Origin of the sequence: Lacipirellula limnantheis (assembly GCF_007746075.1) — a bacterium.
Classification (GTDB): domain Bacteria; phylum Planctomycetota; class Planctomycetia; order Pirellulales; family Lacipirellulaceae; genus Lacipirellula; species Lacipirellula limnantheis.
Genome location: NZ_CP036339.1, coordinates 658,353 through 678,845, shown reverse-complemented (window position 1 = coordinate 678,845; position 20,493 = coordinate 658,353). Strand labels below are relative to the sequence as shown.

The 20,493-nt window shown below is 63.5% G+C and carries 16 protein-coding genes; 12 read left to right on the top strand and 4 right to left on the bottom strand.

Translation table 11 applies throughout. The annotated features are described in order from the left end of the window. Positions 1–102 precede the first annotated feature (102 nt). The 9 genes from I41_RS02620 (at position 103) to I41_RS02580 (ending at position 9,830) form a co-directional block, all read left to right on the top strand. Positions 103–1,068, top strand: a complete 966-nt coding sequence (locus I41_RS02620; RefSeq protein WP_145430613.1) for a metallophosphoesterase family protein — start codon at positions 103–105, stop codon at positions 1,066–1,068. Positions 1,069–1,385: 317 nt separating this feature from the next. Beyond that, positions 1,386–1,937 carry a sigma-70 family RNA polymerase sigma factor gene (locus I41_RS02615; RefSeq protein WP_168206631.1) on the top strand — a complete coding sequence of 184 codons (552 nt, stop codon included), beginning with the start codon at positions 1,386–1,388 and terminating at the stop codon, positions 1,935–1,937. Beyond that, positions 1,934–3,781 (top strand): LamG domain-containing protein, encoded by a 1,848-nt coding sequence (locus tag I41_RS02610; protein WP_145430609.1) that lies wholly within the window; start codon positions 1,934–1,936, stop codon positions 3,779–3,781. The genes I41_RS02615 and I41_RS02610 overlap by 4 nt, the downstream gene beginning before the upstream one ends. Continuing rightward, on the top strand, positions 3,778–4,878 hold the full coding sequence (locus I41_RS02605; RefSeq protein ID WP_168206630.1) for a DUF1559 domain-containing protein: 1,101 nt from the start codon (positions 3,778–3,780) through the stop codon (positions 4,876–4,878). The genes I41_RS02610 and I41_RS02605 overlap by 4 nt, the downstream gene beginning before the upstream one ends. 104 nt (positions 4,879–4,982) lie before the next feature. Further along, positions 4,983–5,693 carry a PEP-CTERM sorting domain-containing protein gene (locus tag I41_RS02600; RefSeq protein ID WP_145430604.1) on the top strand — a complete coding sequence of 237 codons (711 nt, stop codon included), beginning with the start codon at positions 4,983–4,985 and terminating at the stop codon, positions 5,691–5,693. Positions 5,694–5,817: 124 nt separating this feature from the next. Next, entirely contained in the window at positions 5,818–6,735 is a 918-nt protein-coding gene (locus tag I41_RS02595; RefSeq protein ID WP_145430603.1) for a hypothetical protein, read from the top strand. Then, on the top strand, positions 6,732–7,913 hold the full coding sequence (locus I41_RS02590) for a spherulation-specific family 4 protein (RefSeq protein ID WP_145430601.1): 1,182 nt from the start codon (positions 6,732–6,734) through the stop codon (positions 7,911–7,913). The genes I41_RS02595 and I41_RS02590 overlap by 4 nt, the downstream gene beginning before the upstream one ends. A 65-nt stretch (positions 7,914–7,978) precedes the next feature. Further along, entirely contained in the window at positions 7,979–9,277 is a 1,299-nt protein-coding gene (locus I41_RS02585; RefSeq protein ID WP_145430599.1) for a Gfo/Idh/MocA family protein, read from the top strand. 70 nt (positions 9,278–9,347) lie between these two features. Beyond that, positions 9,348–9,830: a universal stress protein gene (locus I41_RS02580; RefSeq protein WP_145430597.1), complete on the top strand. Its 483-nt coding sequence runs from the start codon at positions 9,348–9,350 to the stop codon at positions 9,828–9,830. Positions 9,831–9,863: 33 nt separating this feature from the next. Here I41_RS02580 and I41_RS02575 read toward each other — a convergent pair whose 3' ends face one another. Next, positions 9,864–11,015: a rhomboid family intramembrane serine protease gene (locus I41_RS02575; protein ID WP_145430595.1), complete on the bottom strand. Its 1,152-nt coding sequence runs from the start codon at positions 11,013–11,015 to the stop codon at positions 9,864–9,866. Positions 11,016–11,226: 211 nt separating this feature from the next. Here I41_RS02575 and I41_RS02570 point away from each other — a divergent pair, with 211 nt between their 5' ends. Beyond that, positions 11,227–12,087 (top strand): EcsC family protein, encoded by an 861-nt coding sequence (locus I41_RS02570; protein ID WP_145430593.1) that lies wholly within the window; start codon positions 11,227–11,229, stop codon positions 12,085–12,087. A 6-nt stretch (positions 12,088–12,093) separates the two neighbouring features. Here the strand turns inward: I41_RS02570 and I41_RS02565 are convergent, their stop codons facing one another. Beyond that, on the bottom strand, positions 12,094–15,039 hold the full coding sequence (locus tag I41_RS02565) for a PAS domain S-box protein (protein WP_145430591.1): 2,946 nt from the start codon (positions 15,037–15,039) through the stop codon (positions 12,094–12,096). 442 nt (positions 15,040–15,481) lie between these two features. On the opposite strand from I41_RS02565, the gene I41_RS02560 reads away from it, so the two are divergent. Continuing rightward, positions 15,482–18,196 (top strand): hybrid sensor histidine kinase/response regulator, encoded by a 2,715-nt coding sequence (locus tag I41_RS02560; protein ID WP_168206629.1) that lies wholly within the window; start codon positions 15,482–15,484, stop codon positions 18,194–18,196. A 16-nt stretch (positions 18,197–18,212) separates the two neighbouring features. Here I41_RS02560 and I41_RS02555 read toward each other — a convergent pair whose 3' ends face one another. Then, positions 18,213–19,010 carry an ABC transporter ATP-binding protein gene (locus tag I41_RS02555; protein ID WP_145430587.1) on the bottom strand — a complete coding sequence of 266 codons (798 nt, stop codon included), beginning with the start codon at positions 19,008–19,010 and terminating at the stop codon, positions 18,213–18,215. Positions 19,011–19,016: 6 nt separating this feature from the next. Beyond that, the gene (locus I41_RS26975) at positions 19,017–19,235 is read right to left on the bottom strand and encodes a DnaJ family domain-containing protein (RefSeq protein ID WP_168206628.1); all 219 of its coding nucleotides are present in this window, start codon (positions 19,233–19,235) and stop codon (positions 19,017–19,019) included. Between the two features lie 221 nt (positions 19,236–19,456). Here I41_RS26975 and I41_RS02545 point away from each other — a divergent pair, with 221 nt between their 5' ends. Next, the gene (locus I41_RS02545; protein WP_145430582.1) at positions 19,457–20,488 is read left to right on the top strand and encodes an HAD family hydrolase; all 1,032 of its coding nucleotides are present in this window, start codon (positions 19,457–19,459) and stop codon (positions 20,486–20,488) included. Positions 20,489–20,493: the final 5 nt, after the last annotated feature.

Sequence of the window (20,493 nt, the reverse complement as noted above, 5' to 3'; positions counted from 1 at the left end):
CGCATGCGGCCGGCGACGCCTTCTCCAGTCCTACACAACCATGTGATATGCTGAAATCTCCGCCAATCGCCGAACTAAGCGCCGATTTACTGGAGCACGATCATGCCGGCCGAACCCCTCCACGCCAAGACTTTTTCCCGTCGCCAATGCCTGCAGTTGGGCGCCCTCGGCGCGGCCGCCGCGCCGCTTCTGGGCTGGCAAGCCGACTCAGCGCTGGCCGCTCCCGCCGCCAATCGCCAGCGGACGCTGCGGTTCGCGCACCTCACCGACATCCACGTGCAGCCGGAACGAGGCGCCGCGGAAGGCTTAGCGCAATGTCTGCGGCACGTTCAGTCGCACGAGGATCCGGTCGAGCTGATCGTCACCGGCGGCGACTCGGTGATGGACGCCTTCGACGTCGATCACGCCCGCAGTAAACAACTCGCTGAGTTGTGGCGGGGAATCTTGAAGCAAGACTGCTCGCTGCCTGCCCAGCATTGCCTCGGCAACCATGACGGTCGCGGCTGGGACGACTCCGAATTCGCCGGCAAGGCATGGGCGCTGGAGATGTTTGGTCTCGCCAAGCCCTATCACTCATTCGATCAGGGCGGCTGGCGGTTCATCGTCCTCGACAGCGTGCGCCCCCTGGAAGATCGCTACACCAGCGGGCTCGATGCCGAGCAGCGAACGTGGCTCGAAGCTGAGTTGGAGCAAACCCCGCAGGCGACGCCGATCGTCGTCGTCTCGCACATTCCCATCATTTCGGTCACGCCATTCTCGTTCGACCACAACGCAGTCACCGAGGATTATCAGCGCGTTCCGGGCGGATTGATGCATCTCGACGGGACGTCGCTACACGAGCTTTTCAAACAGCACGGCAACGTGAAGCTTTGTCTCAGCGGACACATGCATTTGAATGACCGTTGCGACGTCGACGGCATCAGCTATATCTGCGACGGAGCGGTCTGCGGCGACTGGTGGAACGGCGATCCGCGGCGCAGCGACGAGGGATACGGGTTGATCGACCTCTACAACGACGGCACGTTCGATCACGCTTACACGCCGTTCAATTGGCAAGTGCGGGCCTAGCCCGCCCACGGCCGCAACTTCGCTGACGCCCCCTATCCGGAGGGCCACGCCCTCCGACCGGCGCTCCCAGCGGCTTTCCATCTAGCCACGTCCCACGCCCGCAGCGCGAACCGCGAGGCGAGCCGGCTTTCCGCCCGTGTTGCGGGCAATTGGCCATCCGGCAGGCCCCCGCCGGAACTTTGGGAAGATAATATGAATTTTCCTGTAAGGTTCTCCGCCGCCGGCGCATAGCCATGCGGGCAGGCAGGGCGGACGCGACTGCACGGTGCGCAGCCCGCGAGATTTCTCCCTCCCCATCTCCAACCACCGTGCCCGCCGTGAGCGAAAAGCCGCTGACAGCCGATCAGTTCGTCGTCCTCATCGCGCGTCACGAACGCCGCGTCCGATCGTTTATCGTTTCGCTCGCCGCCTCGAGCGCCGACGCGGTCGACGAAATCCTTCAAGCCACATACCTCGTCGCGTGGCAAAAGCTGCAGTCATTTTCATATGTCGAGGCGACGCCCGACGAAGAACTGGTGAGATGGATGTGCACGATCGCTCGCTTCGAACTGATGAGCTACTCGCGACGCTACGATTCGGCGCGGATGGCGTTCGATGACGCGCTGATCGCCCAGATCGCCGACGTGCATGTCGAAAGTTCCGACTATCTCGAATCGCGACATCAAGCCCTTCGCGGGTGCCTTGAGAAGCTCTCGCCGCGGCAACGCGAAATGCTCGGCCAGCGTTACTGGCGCGGTCTGTCCATTCAGGAGCTCGCCTCCAGCCGCGGCCAAGAGGTGAACGCCGTCTACACGACGCTCTCGCGCATTCGCAAAGGGCTAGAGCGCTGCATTCGCGCTTCGCTGCGCCAGGAAGGCTACGCATCATGAGCATCGACTTCCCGAACGATGAACTCGAACCACTGCTGGAACATCTGACGCTCGCCGGCCTCGACGCCGCGGAGTGGCAACGGCTGCGGGAGCTGCTGGCGTCGAATCCCGCGGCGCAGCGGCGCTACCTGGAGGCGATTCATCTGCGCGAAGGGCTCGGTTACCTGACTAGCAACGGCCCGCAGGCGCCGAACGATCCAACCGGCGCGACGACCGCATCGTCGTCATCGACCGATATCGCTGAGACGGCCCGAGAAGTCGACGCCGACTCCAGCCGCCGTGCGTCGACTTCACGCCAATCCTCCAGCATGTCGGATCGCGCGCATCGATCGTCACGGCACTGGATTCCCACTTGGGCCGCGGCCGCCGGCGTCGCGTTCGTCGCTGGGGCAGCGGCCGTGGCCCTCTTTCAACAAGGCTGGGCGCCGCTGATGGCCGGTCGAAACGACCAGGCGCCGTCGACGGTCGACCTTGTCACCGCTTCGCCCGCGCCAGTGCTGCTGGCGGATACGAAACTCGGCAAAATCAGCGGCATGTCCCTAGAAGCGTCGAGCGACGGACTGCTGCGCTCGATGCATGTCGGGCAGGAGCTCCGCTGCGGCGAGGTGGTGCAGCTCTCGGCAGGATTTATCCGCATCGAACTGCACGCCGGAACGTCGCTGGTCATCGAGGGCCCTGCCGAGTTCTCCTTGATGGCCGAGCAGAGCGTTTTCGTCCGCTCGGGCCGACTCACGGCGCGGGGCGATCAGCCCTTCCACGTGCAAACGCCGGTCATCACCGCCGAGTGTATGAACGCCCGCGTCTCGTTCGACGCCGCTGAGGACGATTCAGCGAGCGTTTACGTTCACGACGGCGTCGTCACGCTGCTCACCACGCCGCAAGAAGAGGCCGTGAGCGAGAAACTCAAGACGCTGCATCCCGGGCAAGGGTTGCGCGTGGAGCCCACCGGCCGCCGCCGGCACGGCAAGCTGACGCTGACCGCCAGCGGACCGCTGCATGGCGTGGTCCAGGATTGGAGCGACGTGGAAGATAAGCTTGGCGGCTATCAACGACTCGTGCTTGGCGATCGGCCGCTGGCGTATTGGCCGCTCGATCGGGTCGACCGCAACCGTCGCGTGCTCGATCTATCGCAGAACGGATTCGACGGCAAGCCAGTCGGCAACTGGCCCGCCAAGCCGCATCGCTCCTCCGACGGCGAGGGCGTCTACTTCAACGGCGAATCATACATCGAGCCTGACAAGAAGCCGCCGCTCAACCTGCTGACTGGCTTCACGGTGGAAAGCTGGGCCAAAGTCGAAGGGGGGCCCGAGTTCCAGTCAATCTTCACGTCGCGGTGGGTCTTGCGATCTCACGAGCCCGATTGCCAGATGTACGGCTTCACGCTCTATGCCGGCGATCAAGACTGTTGGGAATTCTGGTCGGGCAACGGTCGCAAGGGCGATTTGTGGCAGAAGCTGATCTCGACGACGCGCGTCGATCGAACGGAGTGGGCCCATGTCGTGGCGACGTTCGCGCCGACCGGACGGCCATTGCCGGGCGAGGTCGAAGGGATCGTGCGAATCTTCGTCAACGGCGAGGAAATTGCTTCGGGCATCCATCAGTTGTCGCTCACCGATTTCGAATGGCCTGCCCGCATCGGCGCCGCCGAGTATGTGCCGCGGTATCTCACGTCGTGGCTGTTCCGCGGCCGACTGCGCGACATCGCCGTCTACGACTATCCGCTGGAGGCGAATCGGATTCGCGAACATCACGACTCGGGTAAATCGCCGACGCTGCCGCGGACGTCGTCGGCGCCCGTGCCCCGTCAATGGCACGTCGCCTCGAGAGAAGGAGCAAGGATATGAGTTCAGCTACAGGAAGCGATGCTCTAGCTTGGCGGACGTTGCGCCGGCATTCAGCGTTCACCCTCGTGGAACTGCTGGTGGTGATCGCGATCATCGGCGTTCTCGTCGCGCTTTTGCTGCCGGCGGTTCAAGCGGCCCGCGAAGCGGCGCGGCGGACGCAGTGCGCCAATCAGCTGCGGCAGTTAGGACTGGCGTTTCAGAATCATCACGACGTCCAAAAACACTTGCCGACGGGCGGATGGGGCTTCAACTGGGTCGGCTATCCCGAGTATGGCTACGGCAAGGGACAACCCGGCGGGTGGCTCTACAATATTCTTCCCTTCATTGAGCAGGCGGCTTTGCATGATCTTGGCAGAGGATCGACTGGAGCAGCGCGCAATGCCGCGACGCGACAGCGCGTCGAGAGTCCGTTCGAGGGGATGAACTGCCCGACGCGCCGCCGCACGAGCGTCTATCCGTATAAGAGCGTCGGACTGACTTTTGCCTATTCCGACCCCTTCGAGCAATGCGTCAAAACTGATTACGCCGGGTGCGCCGGCGACATGATTCAACCCGAGGCGTTCGGTCCGCCCGACGGGTCCAAATCGTACGAGGACTCGTTGCGCATGACCGACTGGGACGGCACGGATGGCTCCGGGTACGGGAATAATTGGATCAGCACGCTGGGCGTGAAGTATGGAACAACCCCTGAAAAATACGTGGCCACTGGCGTCGTCTTCGGACGCTCCGAGATCAACTTTCGCAACGTCGAAGACGGTACTTCCAATACCTACATGGTCGGCGAGAAGTACATGTCGACCGACAATTACGACGACGGACTCGACGAAGGAGACAACGAACCCGCCTTCGCCGGCAATAACAACGACACGATACGCACGACGGCTCACGTCCGCGAGTTGAGCCGACCGTTAGCGCTAGGCCCCGATCAGCCAGGCACGTCCAATGACGTGGGCGAGCGGATGTTCGGCAGCGCCCACTCCGGCGGCTTCAATATGGCGATGTGCGACTCGTCCGTAGCATTTGTGCAATTCGACCTCGACCCCGAAATCCACCGTGCTCGCGGTCACCGGTACGACGGCGTCGCCGTCAGCCAGTAGAATGATTGGGCAGCACGGAACAAGGAAGAGGCGGCAGGCAATTCGCTAGTTCGACAGAAGTATCGCTTCCAGATTTACGCTACATTCGAAAGGAGCCTCGACTAATGCCACGAATCTTCCTCCGCTCGGCGGCGCTCGCCATGGCGGCCGCCTGGACCGTCGCTCCGGCGTTGGCCGGAACGTTCAAGACGATCACGATCGACGATGCCTACGCCGACTGGACCGGCGTCCCTGTCGTCGACGCCGACCCGGCCGACAACTTCAGCGGGCCCGACATTGCCGACACGCAGATCGCCAATGACGGCCAGTACCTGTACATTCGCAACACGTTTCACAACAGCCTGGCGCTGGGGACGTTCCTGTCGATCGACGTCGACGGCGATACGAGCACCGGCTTCGATATTTTCAGTCTTGGTTTGCTCGGCGCGGAAGCCGGCTGGCAAAACGACTTTGGCTTCGCGCAGGCGACGGGCACGTTCAACAGCGGCGGCTTGTCGGGCGATTTCTTCGGAGGGGGGCATGCGCTGCTGTCGCCGTTTGCCAATGCGGGTAGCCGTGAGCTCGCTATCTCGCTGGCCGCCCTGCGCACCGGCGGGCTCCCCATTTTTCCTGACGACACCGTGAAGCTGTTGTTTTGGACTGACTTGGGAACAGGAGCCGATGGCCTGCCGCCCGGCTTTCCTGGGGACGATGGCCGCAACTTCGACGTCACCGCCGTGATGGACTATAAGTTGGCGGTGCCGGAGCCCTCCGCCTTCGCATTGACGGCGATAACCCTGATCGGATTTGGCCTTCGCCGTCGAGGCGCATGTTAGCATTTGGCCAACTGATGCGCGGCGCGGGTTTCCAAGATGAAACCCGCGTCGCCCGGCGCCCGCGGCATGTTGCATCGAGTCGATTCCGCACCTCGTGGTTGCGTTGCACTTCAGGAGTTCTTTCATGCACAACTTAGTTCGCCCGGCGGCAGCCGTTACTTTCCTAGCGGCCGGAGTTCTCGCTGCGACGGCCTGTGCGCAGGTCGTTGCGCCCAGCACCTTCACGACGGCCATCCACGTTCAAGGCGAAGCGGCGGGAACGGAATACGCCGATTGGGCAGCCTCGGGAATCCCCATTGTCGATATGGATCCAGCGGACAACGTCGGCGATATCGACATCGCCAACATCCAAATCGCCAACGACGCCGACTTCATTTACATCTACGCCTCGCTGCACAACACATCCTCCATTTCTCTCGCGAGCATCTATCTTGGTTTCGACACTGACCAGGACAAAGCCACCGGATTCGACGTGCTGCAAATTGGCGAAATTGGTTCGGAATTTGCTTATCAGAACGACTTTCCGTTCGCTCAGTACACCGGCCTTTTCAACTTAAATTTGTCCATCACAGGCGGTCCGCTTTCCAACGGGGGCGCGCTGATTTACCCCTACTGGACGGAAGCGGGCCCGCCAAGTGGCGTCGGCATGGAATGGGCCATTCCACTTAAGGCCGTCATCCAGTACCCGCCCGCGCTCGGCGGACCGAAGCCGGCATTCCCTAATCCCTCGTTCAACTTTGTCATCTATACCGACCAAGGCTTGGCCGACATCAGCCAGGTGATCTCCTACACATTGGCCCAACCGCCCGCCGGCACGCCCGGCGACTTCGACGCCGACAACGACGTCGACGGCGAGGACTTCCTCATTTGGCAGCGAGGCTTTGGCGGCGCCTACGACGCGAACGATCTGGCCGATTGGAAAGCCCACTTTGGCGGCGCCGCGACGGCGTCGCTCGCGGCCAGCGTCCCCGAACCAACCGCCGCGGCCCTCGTCGCCATCGCGTGCGCGGCCATGGCACATGTGCGCCGGCGGAACGCATGAGTCTCCAAACGCTCGCGGAGCGACGGGTGTCGCGCTCGATGATGATGATCCACCTGCGAAGAAACACGATGGCCTTACTGCGACGACGAAGCGACCTGACCGGTAAGCGCCGATGCGCTTCGGCCGCGACGTTGCCGGCGCTCGTCGCCGTTATGCTCGTCTGCACCGCGATGCAGGCCGCATCGGCCTTGGAGATCATCGTCCCCGCCTATTTCTATCCCAGTCCAGGCAGCCCTTGGGGCGCCATGACCGCCGCCGCCGACGAAGCGCCAATCACTGCGATCATGAATCCCGGGAACGGCCCCGGCAACGTCAAGGACCAGAATTACGTCAACGCAGTAAACGCCTTCCGCGCCGCCGGGGGGCGCGTGATTGGTTACGTCTATTCCAGCTACGGGGCCCGCCCGCTCGCTCAGGTAACCGCCGACGTCGACAAGTACAAAACCTGGTACGGCATCGACGGCATCTTCGTCGACGAGATGGCCAACACCGGACCCGCCGAGCGACTGAACTATTACAAGTCGATCTACGATCACGTCAAGCAAGTCGACCCGCAGTGGGAGGTCATGGGCAATCCCGGCACCAACACCATCGAGCAGTACGCCACCTGGCCGACGGCCGATCGTTTTATGGTCTTCGAGAACGTCGGCTCCGCCTATCCTGGCCACGCGCCGTCGGCCTGGAACGCGAAATACGACAGTGAGAAGTTTGTGAATCTAGTTCACACGGAAGCGTCGGCCGCCAACATGGTCGACTTTCTAAACCTGGCGGTGAGTCGCAACGTCGGCGGCATCTACGTCACCGACGATGTGATGAATAACCCCTGGGATACGTTGCCGAGCTACTGGCAGCAGGAGGTCGACGCGGTCGCCCAGATCAACGCGCAGCTCTCCGCGGGCGACTTCAACGGCGACGGGGTCGTCGATCTCGCTGACCTGGACGATCCGACGCTCGGTTGGAAGGCGCGCTTCGGCAGCGACCTGGGGGGCGGCGATTTCCTCGATTGGCAGCGTCGCTACACCGGGCCGGCGGGCGGTGCCGCGATTGGTCTCGTCCCGGAACCGCCCACAGGCTGCCTAGGGGCAGTCGCCCTGGTCGCGGCCTCGCTGGGCGTGACGCGAATGACGTGCAATCCGTCAACGACAAAGCGCAAATCAGCGGCTAACGGCTCCTCCTAGCCGCTCAGCGAGACGTGTACAATATCACCTGAGTCAACTTCTCCAACTCCATAGGCGACCCCGCGATGGCAGACGTCACCCCCCAACCGACGCGACGATCCTTTCTTGGCAACACCGCGCAGCTCGGGGCCGGCGCCGCCCTGCTAGGCGCGATGGCCGTACCGCGCTCCGTACACGCCGCGGGAACCGAAACGTTGAAGGTCGGCCTGGTCGGTTGCGGCGGGCGCGGTACGGGGGCGGCGCTAGACGCCCTCTCTGCCGACGGGCAAGCCGTGCTGGTGGCGGTCGCCGACACCTTCCCGGATCGGGCCGAGGAAGCGCTCAGCCAGTTGCGTGGCGAGAAGAGCGTCGCGGATCGCGTGCAGGTGACGCCCGAAACAATTTTCACCGGCTTCGACGGCTATAAGAACGTCGTCGACTCGTGCGACGTCGTTCTGTTGGCGACCCCGCCCCACTTCCGCCCCGAGCACTTCGCCTACGTCGTCGACCAGGGAAAGCATTGCTTCATCGAGAAGCCGATCGCCGTCGACGCGCCGGGCATCAAGAGCGTCATGGAGTCAAGCCGCAAGGCCAAGGAGAAGAACATCGCGGTCGTCTCCGGCCTTTGCTGGCGGTACGACCACAAGGTCCGCGAAGTGATGCGGCAGCTTCTCGAAGAGAAGCAGATCGGCGATATCATCGCCATCGAGTCCTCCTACAACACGAGCAACCTCTGGCATCGCGGCAACAATCCGAAATGGAGCCAGATGGAGTACCAGATTCGCAACTGGCTCTACCACACGTGGCTCTCAGGCGACCATATCATGGAGCAGGCGATCCACAGCCTCGACAAGACGGCTTGGCTGCTGGGCGACGCCTCGCCCGTGAAGGCGACCTCCCTCGCCGGCCGGCAGCAGCGCGTCGATCCGATGTACGGCAACGTTTTCGACCACTTCGCGGTCTTCTATGAGTACCCCACCGGTCAGCGCGTCTACTTCACCTGCCGGCAACAGGATGGCTGCAGCGCCCGCGTCGATGAAACGGTGCTCGGTTCGAATGGCCAGGCCGAGATCCTACGCGGCGAGATCGTCGATCGCGACGGCAAGCGGAAGTGGCGCTTCAAAGGCGAGCAGCCAAGCATGTACCGCGTCGAGCACGAGGAATTGTTCGCCAGCATTCGCAACGGCAAGCCGATTAACAACGGCGAGTACATGTGCAATAGCACCGCAATCGCGTTGATGGGTCGCATGGCCGGTTACACCGGTCAGACCGTCACCTGGGATCAAGTGATGAATAGCACCGAGCGGCTCGGCCCGACCGACTACGCCTGGGGCGACGTCCCCGCGGAAGTCGTGGCCATTCCCGGCAAGACGGCGCTGGTGTAGCGCCGTCAGGATGGCATGCTGGCGCTTCGCTAGGCGATAGCGAACGCGCCTCGTCGTAAGGCGGCTGGCGATGAAGCACATCCTGGTAGCGACGGACTTCAGCGAAACGGCCGCGGCGGCTCTCGCCCAAGGCGCGGAGCTGGCGAAGGCGACCGGCGCCAAGCTCACGCTGATTCATGTCATCTACGCCGAAAAGATCAGCGAGACGCTTCTTGGTCTGGACGCAATGGAGTACCTCACGCGGGCGCTGAACGCGCCGCCGGAGCAATCCCCCTACTCGCCGACGCTGGCCGCCAAGCGCTTGCGCGCGACCGCGCTTCAGAAGCTAGTCGAGGCCGCGGCGACCGCCGGCGGGCGCCGAGTCGCCATGGAAACGGCGCTCGCCGAAGGTCGCCCATCCGACGAAATCCTCGCGTTCGCCGCGAGGGAAGCAGTTGACCTGATCGTCCTCGGCACCCATGGTCGTGGAGCGATCGGCAAGGCGCTAATTGGAAGCGTCGCCGACCACGTCATCCGACAGGCGGAATGTCCGGTGATGGTCGTGCGCAAATAGTCGAAGCCGGCCGTGAATCGGCACAAATCGGGTTCACCAGGCCGCGTCGTCGACTTCGAGTTCTCCCTCGCCGAGCTTTCGCTGAGCGACTGCTCGGACTTTGTCTCGAGCAGCTGCCAGGCGTGGCGTAAGTTCAGCGCCGTCAAGCGCGTTGATAAGTTCGAGCGCCTTACCCGGCTTGCCAAGCTCGATCAAGCAGACTTGCGCCAGTTTGATCCGCACCGCCTCGGAACCCGCCGGGAATCGCTCGAGCAGTTCGGCCATCACCGGAGCGGACTCGGCCCATTGCTTCGCTTCTTGCAACCCGCCAATTAGTGCCAACAGGTCGGCCCGGTCGGCATCGAAGGGAATTCGTCTGTGCCGCGCCCGCTGCAACGTCGCAAGCGCTTCCTGCGGCTGGCCGATCTTTAGATACGCCTCAAAACGCCGCCTCATCTCGAGGGACTGATCGGCGGATCGCTCGACGACCTTCTCCGCGTGGGCGGCCTCCTCGCGTTGTTTCTGTCGCTCCATGCCGTGGACGCCGCTCATCACAGAGAGCAGATCGTTGTCTTCGCACTCAACGACGCCCAGCTTCAGCAACACCACTCCGAGCACGGCCCCGATCAGCGCTCCCGTCAGATGGCTCGCCGAGGCCAGCGCGCCGGCGCCAAATGCGAAGCAATAGACAATATCCAGCCCCACGTAAACGGCCGCGAAGACGCCGACGGACACTTCGAAGACGAAGGGGCGCAACATCAGGATGACGAGCACCGACAACTCGTTGATCGGCGCCCACACGCAGGCCATCGCCATCAATCCGAAGATGGCCGCCGACGCCCCGAGAGAGCCCAGTTCGCCCGGCGCGATCAGCGGCACAATCGCCTGCTCCAGCGCCGACTGTCCCACGGCGATGCCGAGGTAGACGATCAGAAATCGCCACCAGCCGAGCTTTCCTTCGGTCACCAACCCGAACGTCCACAGGAAGACCATGTTTCCCGCCAGATGGCCGACGCTCCCATGCATGAACGCCGATAGCAGCCACTGCTGCGGATGGAGTCCAGCGCCGTACTCCAGAATCCAACCATTTGAGACGTCGATCTTCTCCTCGACGGCTGCAATGAACGTGAGGAAGTTGACGACGATCAATGCGACGGTGGCAATCGGCCAGTGGTAAAGCAGAGCGTCGCAGGTGTACGGGAACATGGCGGAACGCGAAGCGACGCGAATGTGAAATGAGCGTGGAATCTGGAACCGCGCCCTTGGATGTGAGAGAACGTAGAATAGTCAGATCGACTTATGAACTTCCATAGCGAACTGTCCGCGTACAATAAAATGCTGCACTGAGGTGAGACGCCTTGCCCAAGTGGCGACTCGGCGCCGCGGGACGAATGGCAGATATTGGAGACGGAAATCAATGCCAGAACTAACAGCCGCAGACATCGCCCTCCTCGCCGCCGCCGTCGCGCAGCTCGAACGCCCCGGGCTCGCCGCCCGGCTGGCCGGCGTCGTCGGTACGCCGGTGGAACGGCTGATCGAGCGGCTCCCCGACGCCGTGCAGAGCGAAATCAACGGCGCCACCGAGCACGCCCTTACGAAGGCCCTCGCCGTCGCCGCGAAGACGCTCGACGACGAACAGCCGAAGACCCCTTGGAACCTCACCCACAAGATCGCCGCGACGTTTAGCGGCGTCGCCGGCGGCATGTTCGGCGCCCCCGCGCTGTTCGTGGAATTGCCGATCACGACGATGATCATTCTCCGATCGATCGGCGACATTGCCCGCTCGAAGGGCGAGAAACTCTCCGACCCTGAAACCAGGCTCGCCTGCCTGGAGGTCTTCGCCCTAGGCAGCGGAGATGACCGCCGGCCAGGCGGCGCCATCGAGGTGCTCAGCGAGGGCGCCCGTAGCGAGGAAGGGCTCATCCGCGTCGGCTACTTCGTCACCCGGGCCGCGCTGGCCCAGCAAGTGACTGCCGCGGCGGAGATCCTTACGAAGGGGACGACCCTGGTCACCAGTTCCGCGATGACGCGGCTCATCTCGAACATCGCTTCGCGCTTTGGCGTCGCTGTTTCGGAGAAGGTCGCCGCCCAAGCGATCCCAATCGTCGGCGCCATCGGCGGCGGCCTCATCAATGCGCTCTTCGTCGACCACTTTCAGAACACTGCTGACGCCCACTTCACGGTACGAGCGCTCGAACGGAAATATGGCGCTGACCTGGTGAAACGCGAGTACGAACGAATCGCTCGCGGAGGCGTCGAGCGTTTGACGCAGGGATAGCGAACACTACGCCCCCAAGCTCGCTAAATAACTCTGCAGCGCCGTCTGCTCCACGGGCTTGACGAAGTGGTGATTAAACCCCGCTTCCCGCGACTTGCGGCGGTCCTCATCCTGTCCCCACCCCGTCAGCGCGACGAGCACCATCGATTCGCCCCACGCGTGCTCCCGAATTTTGCGGGCGACTTCGTACCCGTTGAGCTTCGGCAGACCGATGTCGAGCAGCACGACGTCCGGCCGCACCGACTCCGCGGCCGACAGCGCCTCCTGTCCGTCGTAGGCCGTGTGGGCCTCGTGCCCGCCCAGCTTCAACAGCATCGCCAGGCTGCGCGCCGAATCGCGGTTGTCGTCGACCACCAGGATTCGCCGCCGCGGCGCCTGCGCGGCGGCCGCCGACTCGCTGGTCGGCTTCGGTTGCTGCGCCCGCGGAGCGGATTTCGGCAATCGCACGATAAAGGTACTCCCATGTCCCGGTCCCGCGCTGTGCGCTTCGATCGCGCCGCCATGCATTTCCACGAGTCGTTTCACGAGCGTCAGCCCGATGCCCAGCCCCCCTTGGGCTCGATCGAGCGACGGATCAATTTGCGTAAACATGTCGAACACATGGGCCAGCATCCCCGCCGGAATGCCAATGCCATTGTCCTTCACGGCCACGACGACGTCGCTCCCCTCGACGTGGGCCGATAACTCGATCCTGCCCCCTCGTTCGGTGTACTTGGCCGAATTGTTGAGCAGATTCATGAAGATCTGCGCCAGTCGCACCTTATCGGCATGAAGGTGAATCGGCTCTTCCGGCAGCTCGACGACGAGAGTGTGTTCCGCTTCGTCAACGATCGGCCGGCAGGTTTCGACGGCGCGATCGATTACCTCGCTGAGCACAACGTCGTCCTTCCGCAAATCGATCCGGTTACGGCTGATGCGGCTCAGGTCGAGCAGATCGTCGATCAGCCGCACCATCTGTTGCACCTGCCGTTCAAGCATTTCTCGCGTCTCGTCGAACGCCTGCGGATTGTCCTCGTTGTGCTTCAGCACGGACAGGGCGTTGCGAATCGGCGCGAGCGGGTTTCGCAGTTCGTGAGCCAGCGTCGCCAGGAAGACGTCCTTCCGGCGATCCGCTTCCGACAGATTCGCGGCGAGCTCGCGCAGTTCGTTCGCCGCCTCGATCTGGTCGGTAACGTCGGTATTCGTCCCAAACCAGCGGACAATCTTGCCGTGGTCGTCCCGCACTGGCAGCATGCGGCTCAGATGCCACCGCATCTCGCCATCGTGGCGGCGCAGCGGGAACGTGTCTTCCCAGTCCGACCCGCTGGCGATCGCCGCCCGAAATCTCTCCAGCACGCGCGGCAGCTCGTCGGCATCGTGCATCGATTGCCAACCCCAGCCTTCCATTTCTGCGAAGCTGGTCCCGGTGTAGTCATACCACCGCTGGTTGTACCAAAAGATGTGGCCGTCCGGCTCCGCCATCCACGCCAGCTGCGGAATCGCGTCGGCCAGCGTGCGAAATTGGTGTTCCGCGTCGCGTAGCGCTTCCTCAGTTTGCTTTCGCTTCGTCAGGTCGCGAACGTAGCCGGTGAAGAAGAGCTCGCCTTCCGTTTTAATCGGCGCGACCGAAACCTCCACCGGAAACTCGTCGCCCGAGGCGCGGATCGCCGTTAATTCCAGTCGCTTGTAGAAAACCGAGCCCTCGCCGCTGGCCAGGTAACGCTCCAGCCCGCGCCGGTAGTCGTCTCGTAACGCCGGCGGGATCAGCAACTCGCCCATGTCGCGGCCAATCGACTCGCTGCGTGCGTACCCGAACATCTGCTCAGCGGCAGGGTTGAACGTAATCACTTTCCCGGCCGCATCGATCGTGATGATGCCATCCATCGCCGATTCGAGGATGGCCGTCTTGCGGGCCTGACTTGTCGCCAACGCTCGCTCGGCCTTACGGCGCTCGGCGACGTCGCGAAAGACGAGCACGACCCCTTCGATATTCCCTTCCAGATCGCGGATTGGCGCCGCGCTATCGTCGATGGCCCGTTCGCTGCCATCCTTCGCGATCAGCACGGTGTGATTGGCCAAGCCGACGATCACGCCCTCACGAAGCACCTTGTCGACGGGATTCTCCACCGGTTGGCGCGTCGTCTCGTTGACGATATTGAAGACCTCGTGCATCGACCTGCCGACGGCCTCAGCGTTGCCCCAGCCGGTCAGCTGTTCGCCAATCGCGTTGAGGTAGGTGACCCGCCCCTGCGCGTCGACCGTCATCACGGCGTCGCCGATGCTGGTGAGCGTGGTGCGGAATCGTTCGCTCTGCTCGTGAATGATGGCCGCCGCCCGGTCGCGAGCGACCAAATGGCGGCGTAGGATAACGAAAAACGCCCCGAGCGCGCCAACCCCGGCGACGTTCCCGAGCAGGCTCGTCAGCGCCGACCGGCGATAAGTCGTCCGCGCGTGGTCGATCCGCTCCCGTCGAAGTTGGTTCTCGTGCTCCATCATCGCGCTGACCTGCGCGCGGAGGACGTCCATCGCCTGCTTCCCGCGATCCGTCTTGACCAGGGCGTCGGCTCCGTCGGCATCGCCCGCATCGACTTTGGCAATCACCGCTGCCAGCTCCGCCTGCTTGTCGTTCCACCGCTGTCGCAGCTTGGGCATCTCCGCTTGATGGAACTTGTCGTCGGCCGTCAGTTTCTCGACCACGTCGAGTTGCCGCCCGATGTCGGCGCTCGCTTTCGCGTAAGGCTCGAGATACGGCTTCTCCTGGGTAATCACGTAGCCGCGCTGCCCAGTTTCGGCGTCCTTAGCCAGCGAGATCACCGAATCAAGCGCCGCCAGCACGTCGTGCGTATGGGTGATCGACCGACTGTCGTCATGCAAGGCCCTGATGCTGCGATAGGTCACGGCGCCGTTGACGACGATCGCCACGGCCAATAGACCAAAGCCAATCAGGAGCATCGGATCGAACAGACGCTTCATTGATGTTTAATCGCGACCGAGGCGAATCAAAACGTAGTTAGCAGCAATCCATTTCCGCGCTGCAATCCGACATTATTGCACCCCCCAGCGATTGTGACACCTCGCCCCCGACCGATTTGCGCAAGCGCGGTCGACGTGCTGGAGGGCGACGCCGCCAGTCGCGGCCTGTTCGGCTGGAACAGGACGGTAGCGGAAACGGCGATTGGCTTCGCGCCGGGCGTCGGTTCACTCGGCGATTCGTGCATAATCGCACCCGCCAGATGGCGGTCGCTGGAATCGGGTCGCGCCGGCCGGTATCTTGGCGGCGACGACCGAGGCAGGGGTAGAGTAGGCTATGGAGAGGCCGTCGGCCGCACTCCTCGACGCACCTTTTGTATCTTCACTCAGGGTCGCTGTACTTCGCTCGCGCATGCCGTCATTGGTCCGCTCACTTAAACCGCACTTGATCGCAATCGCCGCCGTGGCGGTCGCTGCGGCCGCGCGCTACCTCCTGAACCGCGTGCTCCCGCCGGGGGCCGTTCCGTTCATCACCTTTTTCCCGGCCGTCGTTCTCGCCTCCTGGTACGGCGGCCTGTGGCCCGGCGTCACCGCGGCCGTCGCGGCATACTTGACGGCCGACTGGTGCTTCGTGCCGCCCGATGGCTTGGCGATTGTTAATGGCAATGACCAGGCGCTGATCGAACTTGCCATGTTTAGCTTCATGGCGGCGTTGATCGTCGCCCTGGCCCATCACCTCCACCAGGCCAATGCGCGCGCCCGCTCCGCGGCGGCAGACGCCGATCATCGCGGCGAAATGCTCCGCATCACCCTGGCCAGCATCGGCGACGGCGTCATCGCCACTGATCCCGAAGGCTGCGTCACCTTTATGAACGCCGTCGCCGAAGCGCAGACGGGTTGGACCTCAGCCGAAGCCGGCGGCAAGCCGATCGCCGACGTCTTTCATATCGTCAACGAGCAAACTCGCCAGATCGTCGAGAACCCGTGCGAACTGGTGCTCCGCACCGGCAAAGTCGTCGGTCTGGCCAATCACACCATCCTCATCGCTCGCGATGGGACGGAGCGCCCCATCGAAGACAGCGCCGCCCCGATCATGGACGCGACGGGTCGCATTTACGGCATGATCCTCGTCTTTACCGATGCCACCTACCAGCGGAAGACCCAGAGTGCGCTGCAGCAGCTCGCCGCCATCGTCGAGCACTCCGACGACGCCGTCATCAGCAAGAATCTGCAAGGGATTATCACCAGCTGGAACGACGCTGCTCAGCGCCTCTACGGCTTTACCGCCGAAGAGGCTGTTGGCCGGCACATCAGCTTGATTGTCCCTGATCACCACCGCGACGAGTTGGCCGTCATCATGGAACGCCTGTCGCGAGGCGAGCGCATCGATCACTGGGATACGACCCGCATGCGGAAGGACGGATCGCTGGTTGATGTTTCGCTGCGCATCTCGCCCATCAAGAACCCTTACGGCGAAGTGGTTGGCGCGTCAAAAGTCGCCCGCGACGTCAGCCAGCGCAAGCGCACCGAAGAGGCGCTGCAGTTTCTCGCTGACACGAGCGCCTCGCTCGCCGCGCTGATCGATCGCGGCAGCGCCCTGCAGCAGGCCGCCGCCTCGATGATTCCCTTCTTCGCCGACTGGTGCGTCGTGTACGCCCTCCGTCCCGACGGCTCGATCGGCAATCCGGCGTCCGCCCATCGCGATCCAGCGAAGCAGCAACTCTTGCGCGACTTCCTCGCTGAGTATCCCGTCGACTGGGATTCGCCTTCCGTCACCGTGCAAGCCTGGCGCACCGGCAAGACGCAATTCATCCCGCAGCTGACCGACGAACAGTTAAGAAAGCTTGGCCGCAACGACCGCCTGATGAAGTCGCTCTGGACGCTCAAACCGCAATCCGTGATCAGCGTCCCGCTGAAGATTCGCGAGCGCACCATCGGCGTCATCAGCTTCGTCCAGTCGGAAAGCACCCGACCCTACGTCGAGGCCGACATTCCCTTGGCCGAGGATCTGGCCCGCCGCGTCGCGACGGCGCTCGACAACGCCCAGCTGCTCAGCTCAATCCGCGAGTCGGAGCGGCAGAAGGACGAGTTCCTGGCCATGCTCGCCCATGAATTGCGCAACCCTCTTGCCGCCATCCGGTACGCCGCCGACGCCGCGAGTCTGCCAGCGCCAGAATCCAACGGCGAGATGCTGGACGTCATCAACCGCCAGGCCAATAACTTGACGCGGATCATCGACAGCCTGCTCGATATCTCACGCATCAGCCAGGAGAAAATCCAACTCCGTCGCGAACAGATCGACGCCGCGACAATCATCGAACGCGCCGCCATGGCGATCCAACCGATCCTCGAAGAGAGGGGCGATCGCCTGCGCGTCGAGCTCGCCGACGAACCGTTGCCCTTGTTCGTCGACGCCACCCGCGCGGAGCAAATCATCGCCAATCTCCTCACCAACGCCGCCAAATACTCGCCCGAGGGGAGCGAGGTCACGCTCCAGGCGTTCGCCCGCGAAGGCGAAGCGGTGATCCAAGTGATCGACCACGGCATTGGCATCTCCGCCGAAATGTTGCCGCGCGTCTTCGACCTTTTCGCGCAGGCCGACCGCACGCTCGACCGTTCGCAAGGCGGCCTCGGCATCGGGCTGACCGTCGTGCGCAAGCTCGCCGAAATGCACGGCGGCGCCGTCTCTGCTCACAGCGACGGAGAAGGGCAGGGCTCCACGTTCACGGTCCGCCTCCCCCTGAGCGAGGCCGCCAAGCCGATGTCGTTCGCTCCCGTCGACGCGACCGCTCCTCCCGCGGCGCTCAACGTCCTCGTCGTCGACGACAATCGAGACACGGCCCAAGCCGAGGCGATGCTCCTCAAAATGCACGGCCACAAGGTCACCGTCGCCCACGATGGCCGCAGTGCGCTCGAATTGTTCGAGTCGATCCAGCCCGATGCCGTGCTCCTTGATATCGGACTGCCGGTGATCAACGGCTATGACGTCGCCGCCAAGCTGCGCGAGCGCGGATACAAGAGCCAACTCCTCATCGCCGTCTCCGGCTACGGCCAGACTGAAGATCGCGAGCGCTCGCTCCGCGCGGGATTCGATCATCACCTCGTGAAGCCGGTCGACGTCCGCGATCTGTTGGCCCTCCTCCACGCCCCGCGCGTATAGCTGCGAACCGTCGCCTTCACGCCTCCCGCCATATCGGCCACAGCCGGCCCGCCGATCGCTCCAGCCGCTGGACGCCGATCCCGTAGAGCAACTCCAGCCGCTCGGCCGTCACCACCTCCGCCGTCGGTCCCGCCCCCGCTATCCGGCCCCGATCCATTACCAGCGTCGACTCGAAGCTCGGCATGATCTCTTCCACATGATGCGTCACTAGAATCAACGACGGACTCGTCGGCGATCCCGCCAGCTGTTCGAGCCACGCCAAGAACCGCTCGCGCACGCCTGGGTCCATCCCGGCGCACGGTTCGTCGAGCACGATCAGCAGCGGATCGACCATCCGCGCGCGAGCGACCAGCATCTGCTGTCGCTCGCCCTGCGACAGCACGCCGAAGGGTTTGTGGGCCAGCTCGCCGCATCGCATCGCGTCGAGCAGTTCGCCGGCCGCAGCGAAGTCCGCCTCCGTCGGTTGCAGTTCGCCGAGGCGCCGCAGCCCCACCTGCGCCAGCCGTCCCGAGACGACTGTCTCAATCGCCAATTCGTCAGCGGGAATCCGCGGAGCCAAGTCCGCCGCGACCCACCCGATCGAGCGTCGCAGCCGCCCCAGGTCGACGAGTTCCTCGCCCAGCCGCCGAACCGTCCCGCTGGTGGGCCACAAGTACCCGCAGGCAATCCGCAGCATCGTCGTTTTGCCGCAACCGTTCGGCCCCAGCACCGCCCAGTGCCGTCGCCGCTCCAGTCGCCAACTGACGTCGGCGAGTATCTCGGTCTGCTGCTGCCGAAAACCAACGTGTTCGAGTTCAACGATAGGTGCCGTCATTTCGCCTCAACGCTGCCATCCGTCGCGCGGATCCGCAGGCAAATTCTCCTGGCGCAATTTCCGCCGCAACCACCAGAATGGATCGTAAGGTTCGTCGATCAACGGCGATGGCTTGCCGAGCCCCGGCAGGTTGTCGAACTCCCCCGCTTCGATCGCGGCCCGTAGTTTGTTCTCGGCGACGATCTGCATCGCCCGCTCGGAACCGAGCGGCGTCGGTTCGGACATATTCACTGCTCCTCCAACCGCGTTCACGCCCTCCAAGTCTAGAGAGAGCGCCGTCCCGCGACCAGTTCGCCTGGCCGGCGGCGCCGACTTTGCCGATTGCACCGCCCAGTCGTCGCAGCCGGCAGAATTCGCCCACTTGCTGGCCATTCACTCCGCCGCCGCCGTAGGATCATGGGGCATCCTTGGGAATCGGAATCCATCCCGCCACTCGCCAGCCGGTCATGACCCAGTCAACTCGCAACTCGCCGCTTACCGGTTTCGCTCGCCGCTGGACGCTTGGTGCGGCGGCCGTCATCATCGTCGGCTGCTGGGCGGCGCTCGCGACGGCCGACGATCCGCTCCCTTCCTGGAACGACGGCGCCGCCAAGCAAGCGATCATCGACTTCGTCGCCAAGGTCACCGACGAGGGGGGCCCCGACTTTGTCCTCCCCGAGCAGCGCATCGCCACGTTCGATAACGACGGCACGCTCTGGGTCGAGCAGCCGATGTATACGCAAATCGTGTTCGCGTTCGACCGCATCAAAGCGGGAGCGGCCGACCACCCAGAGTGGAAAACGACTGAGCCGTTCGAAGCCGTCCTCGCCAACGATTACCAAGCCGTCTTCGCAGAGGGCGAGCAGGCCGGCGTCAAGCTGCTGATGCTCGGCCATGCCGGGATGACGCCCGACGCGTTCGAGCAGATCGTCGTCGACTGGCTCGCCACCGCCAAGCACCCAAGGTTCCAGCAACTCTACACCGATCTCTATTACGTCCCCATGGTGGAGGTCCTCCAGTATCTCCGCGCCAACGGCTTCAAGACGTTCATCGTCTCCGGCGGCGGCATCGACTTCATGCGTCCCTGGACCGATCGCGTCTACGGCATCCCCCCCTCTCAAGTCGTCGGCTCCTGCATCGAAGTGAAGTTCGCCGAAGTCGACGGCAAGCCGACCCTCATGCGGCTCCCCCAAGCTAACTTCGTCGACGACAAAGCCGGCAAGCCCGTCGGCATCCAACGCTTCATCGGTCAGCGTCCCATCCTCGCCTTCGGCAACTCCGACGGCGACTTCGAAATGCTCGAGTGGACGACCGCCGGCGACGGCCCCCGCCTCGGCCTGATCGTCCACCACACCGACGCCCTCCGCGAGTATGCCTACGACCGCGATTCGATGGTTGGCCGACTCGTCCGCGGTCTCGACGAAGCGAAAGAGCGATACTGGATCTTGGTATCGATGAAAGACGACTGGAAGAAGATTTTTAAGTTTGAACAGAACTGAGGAAT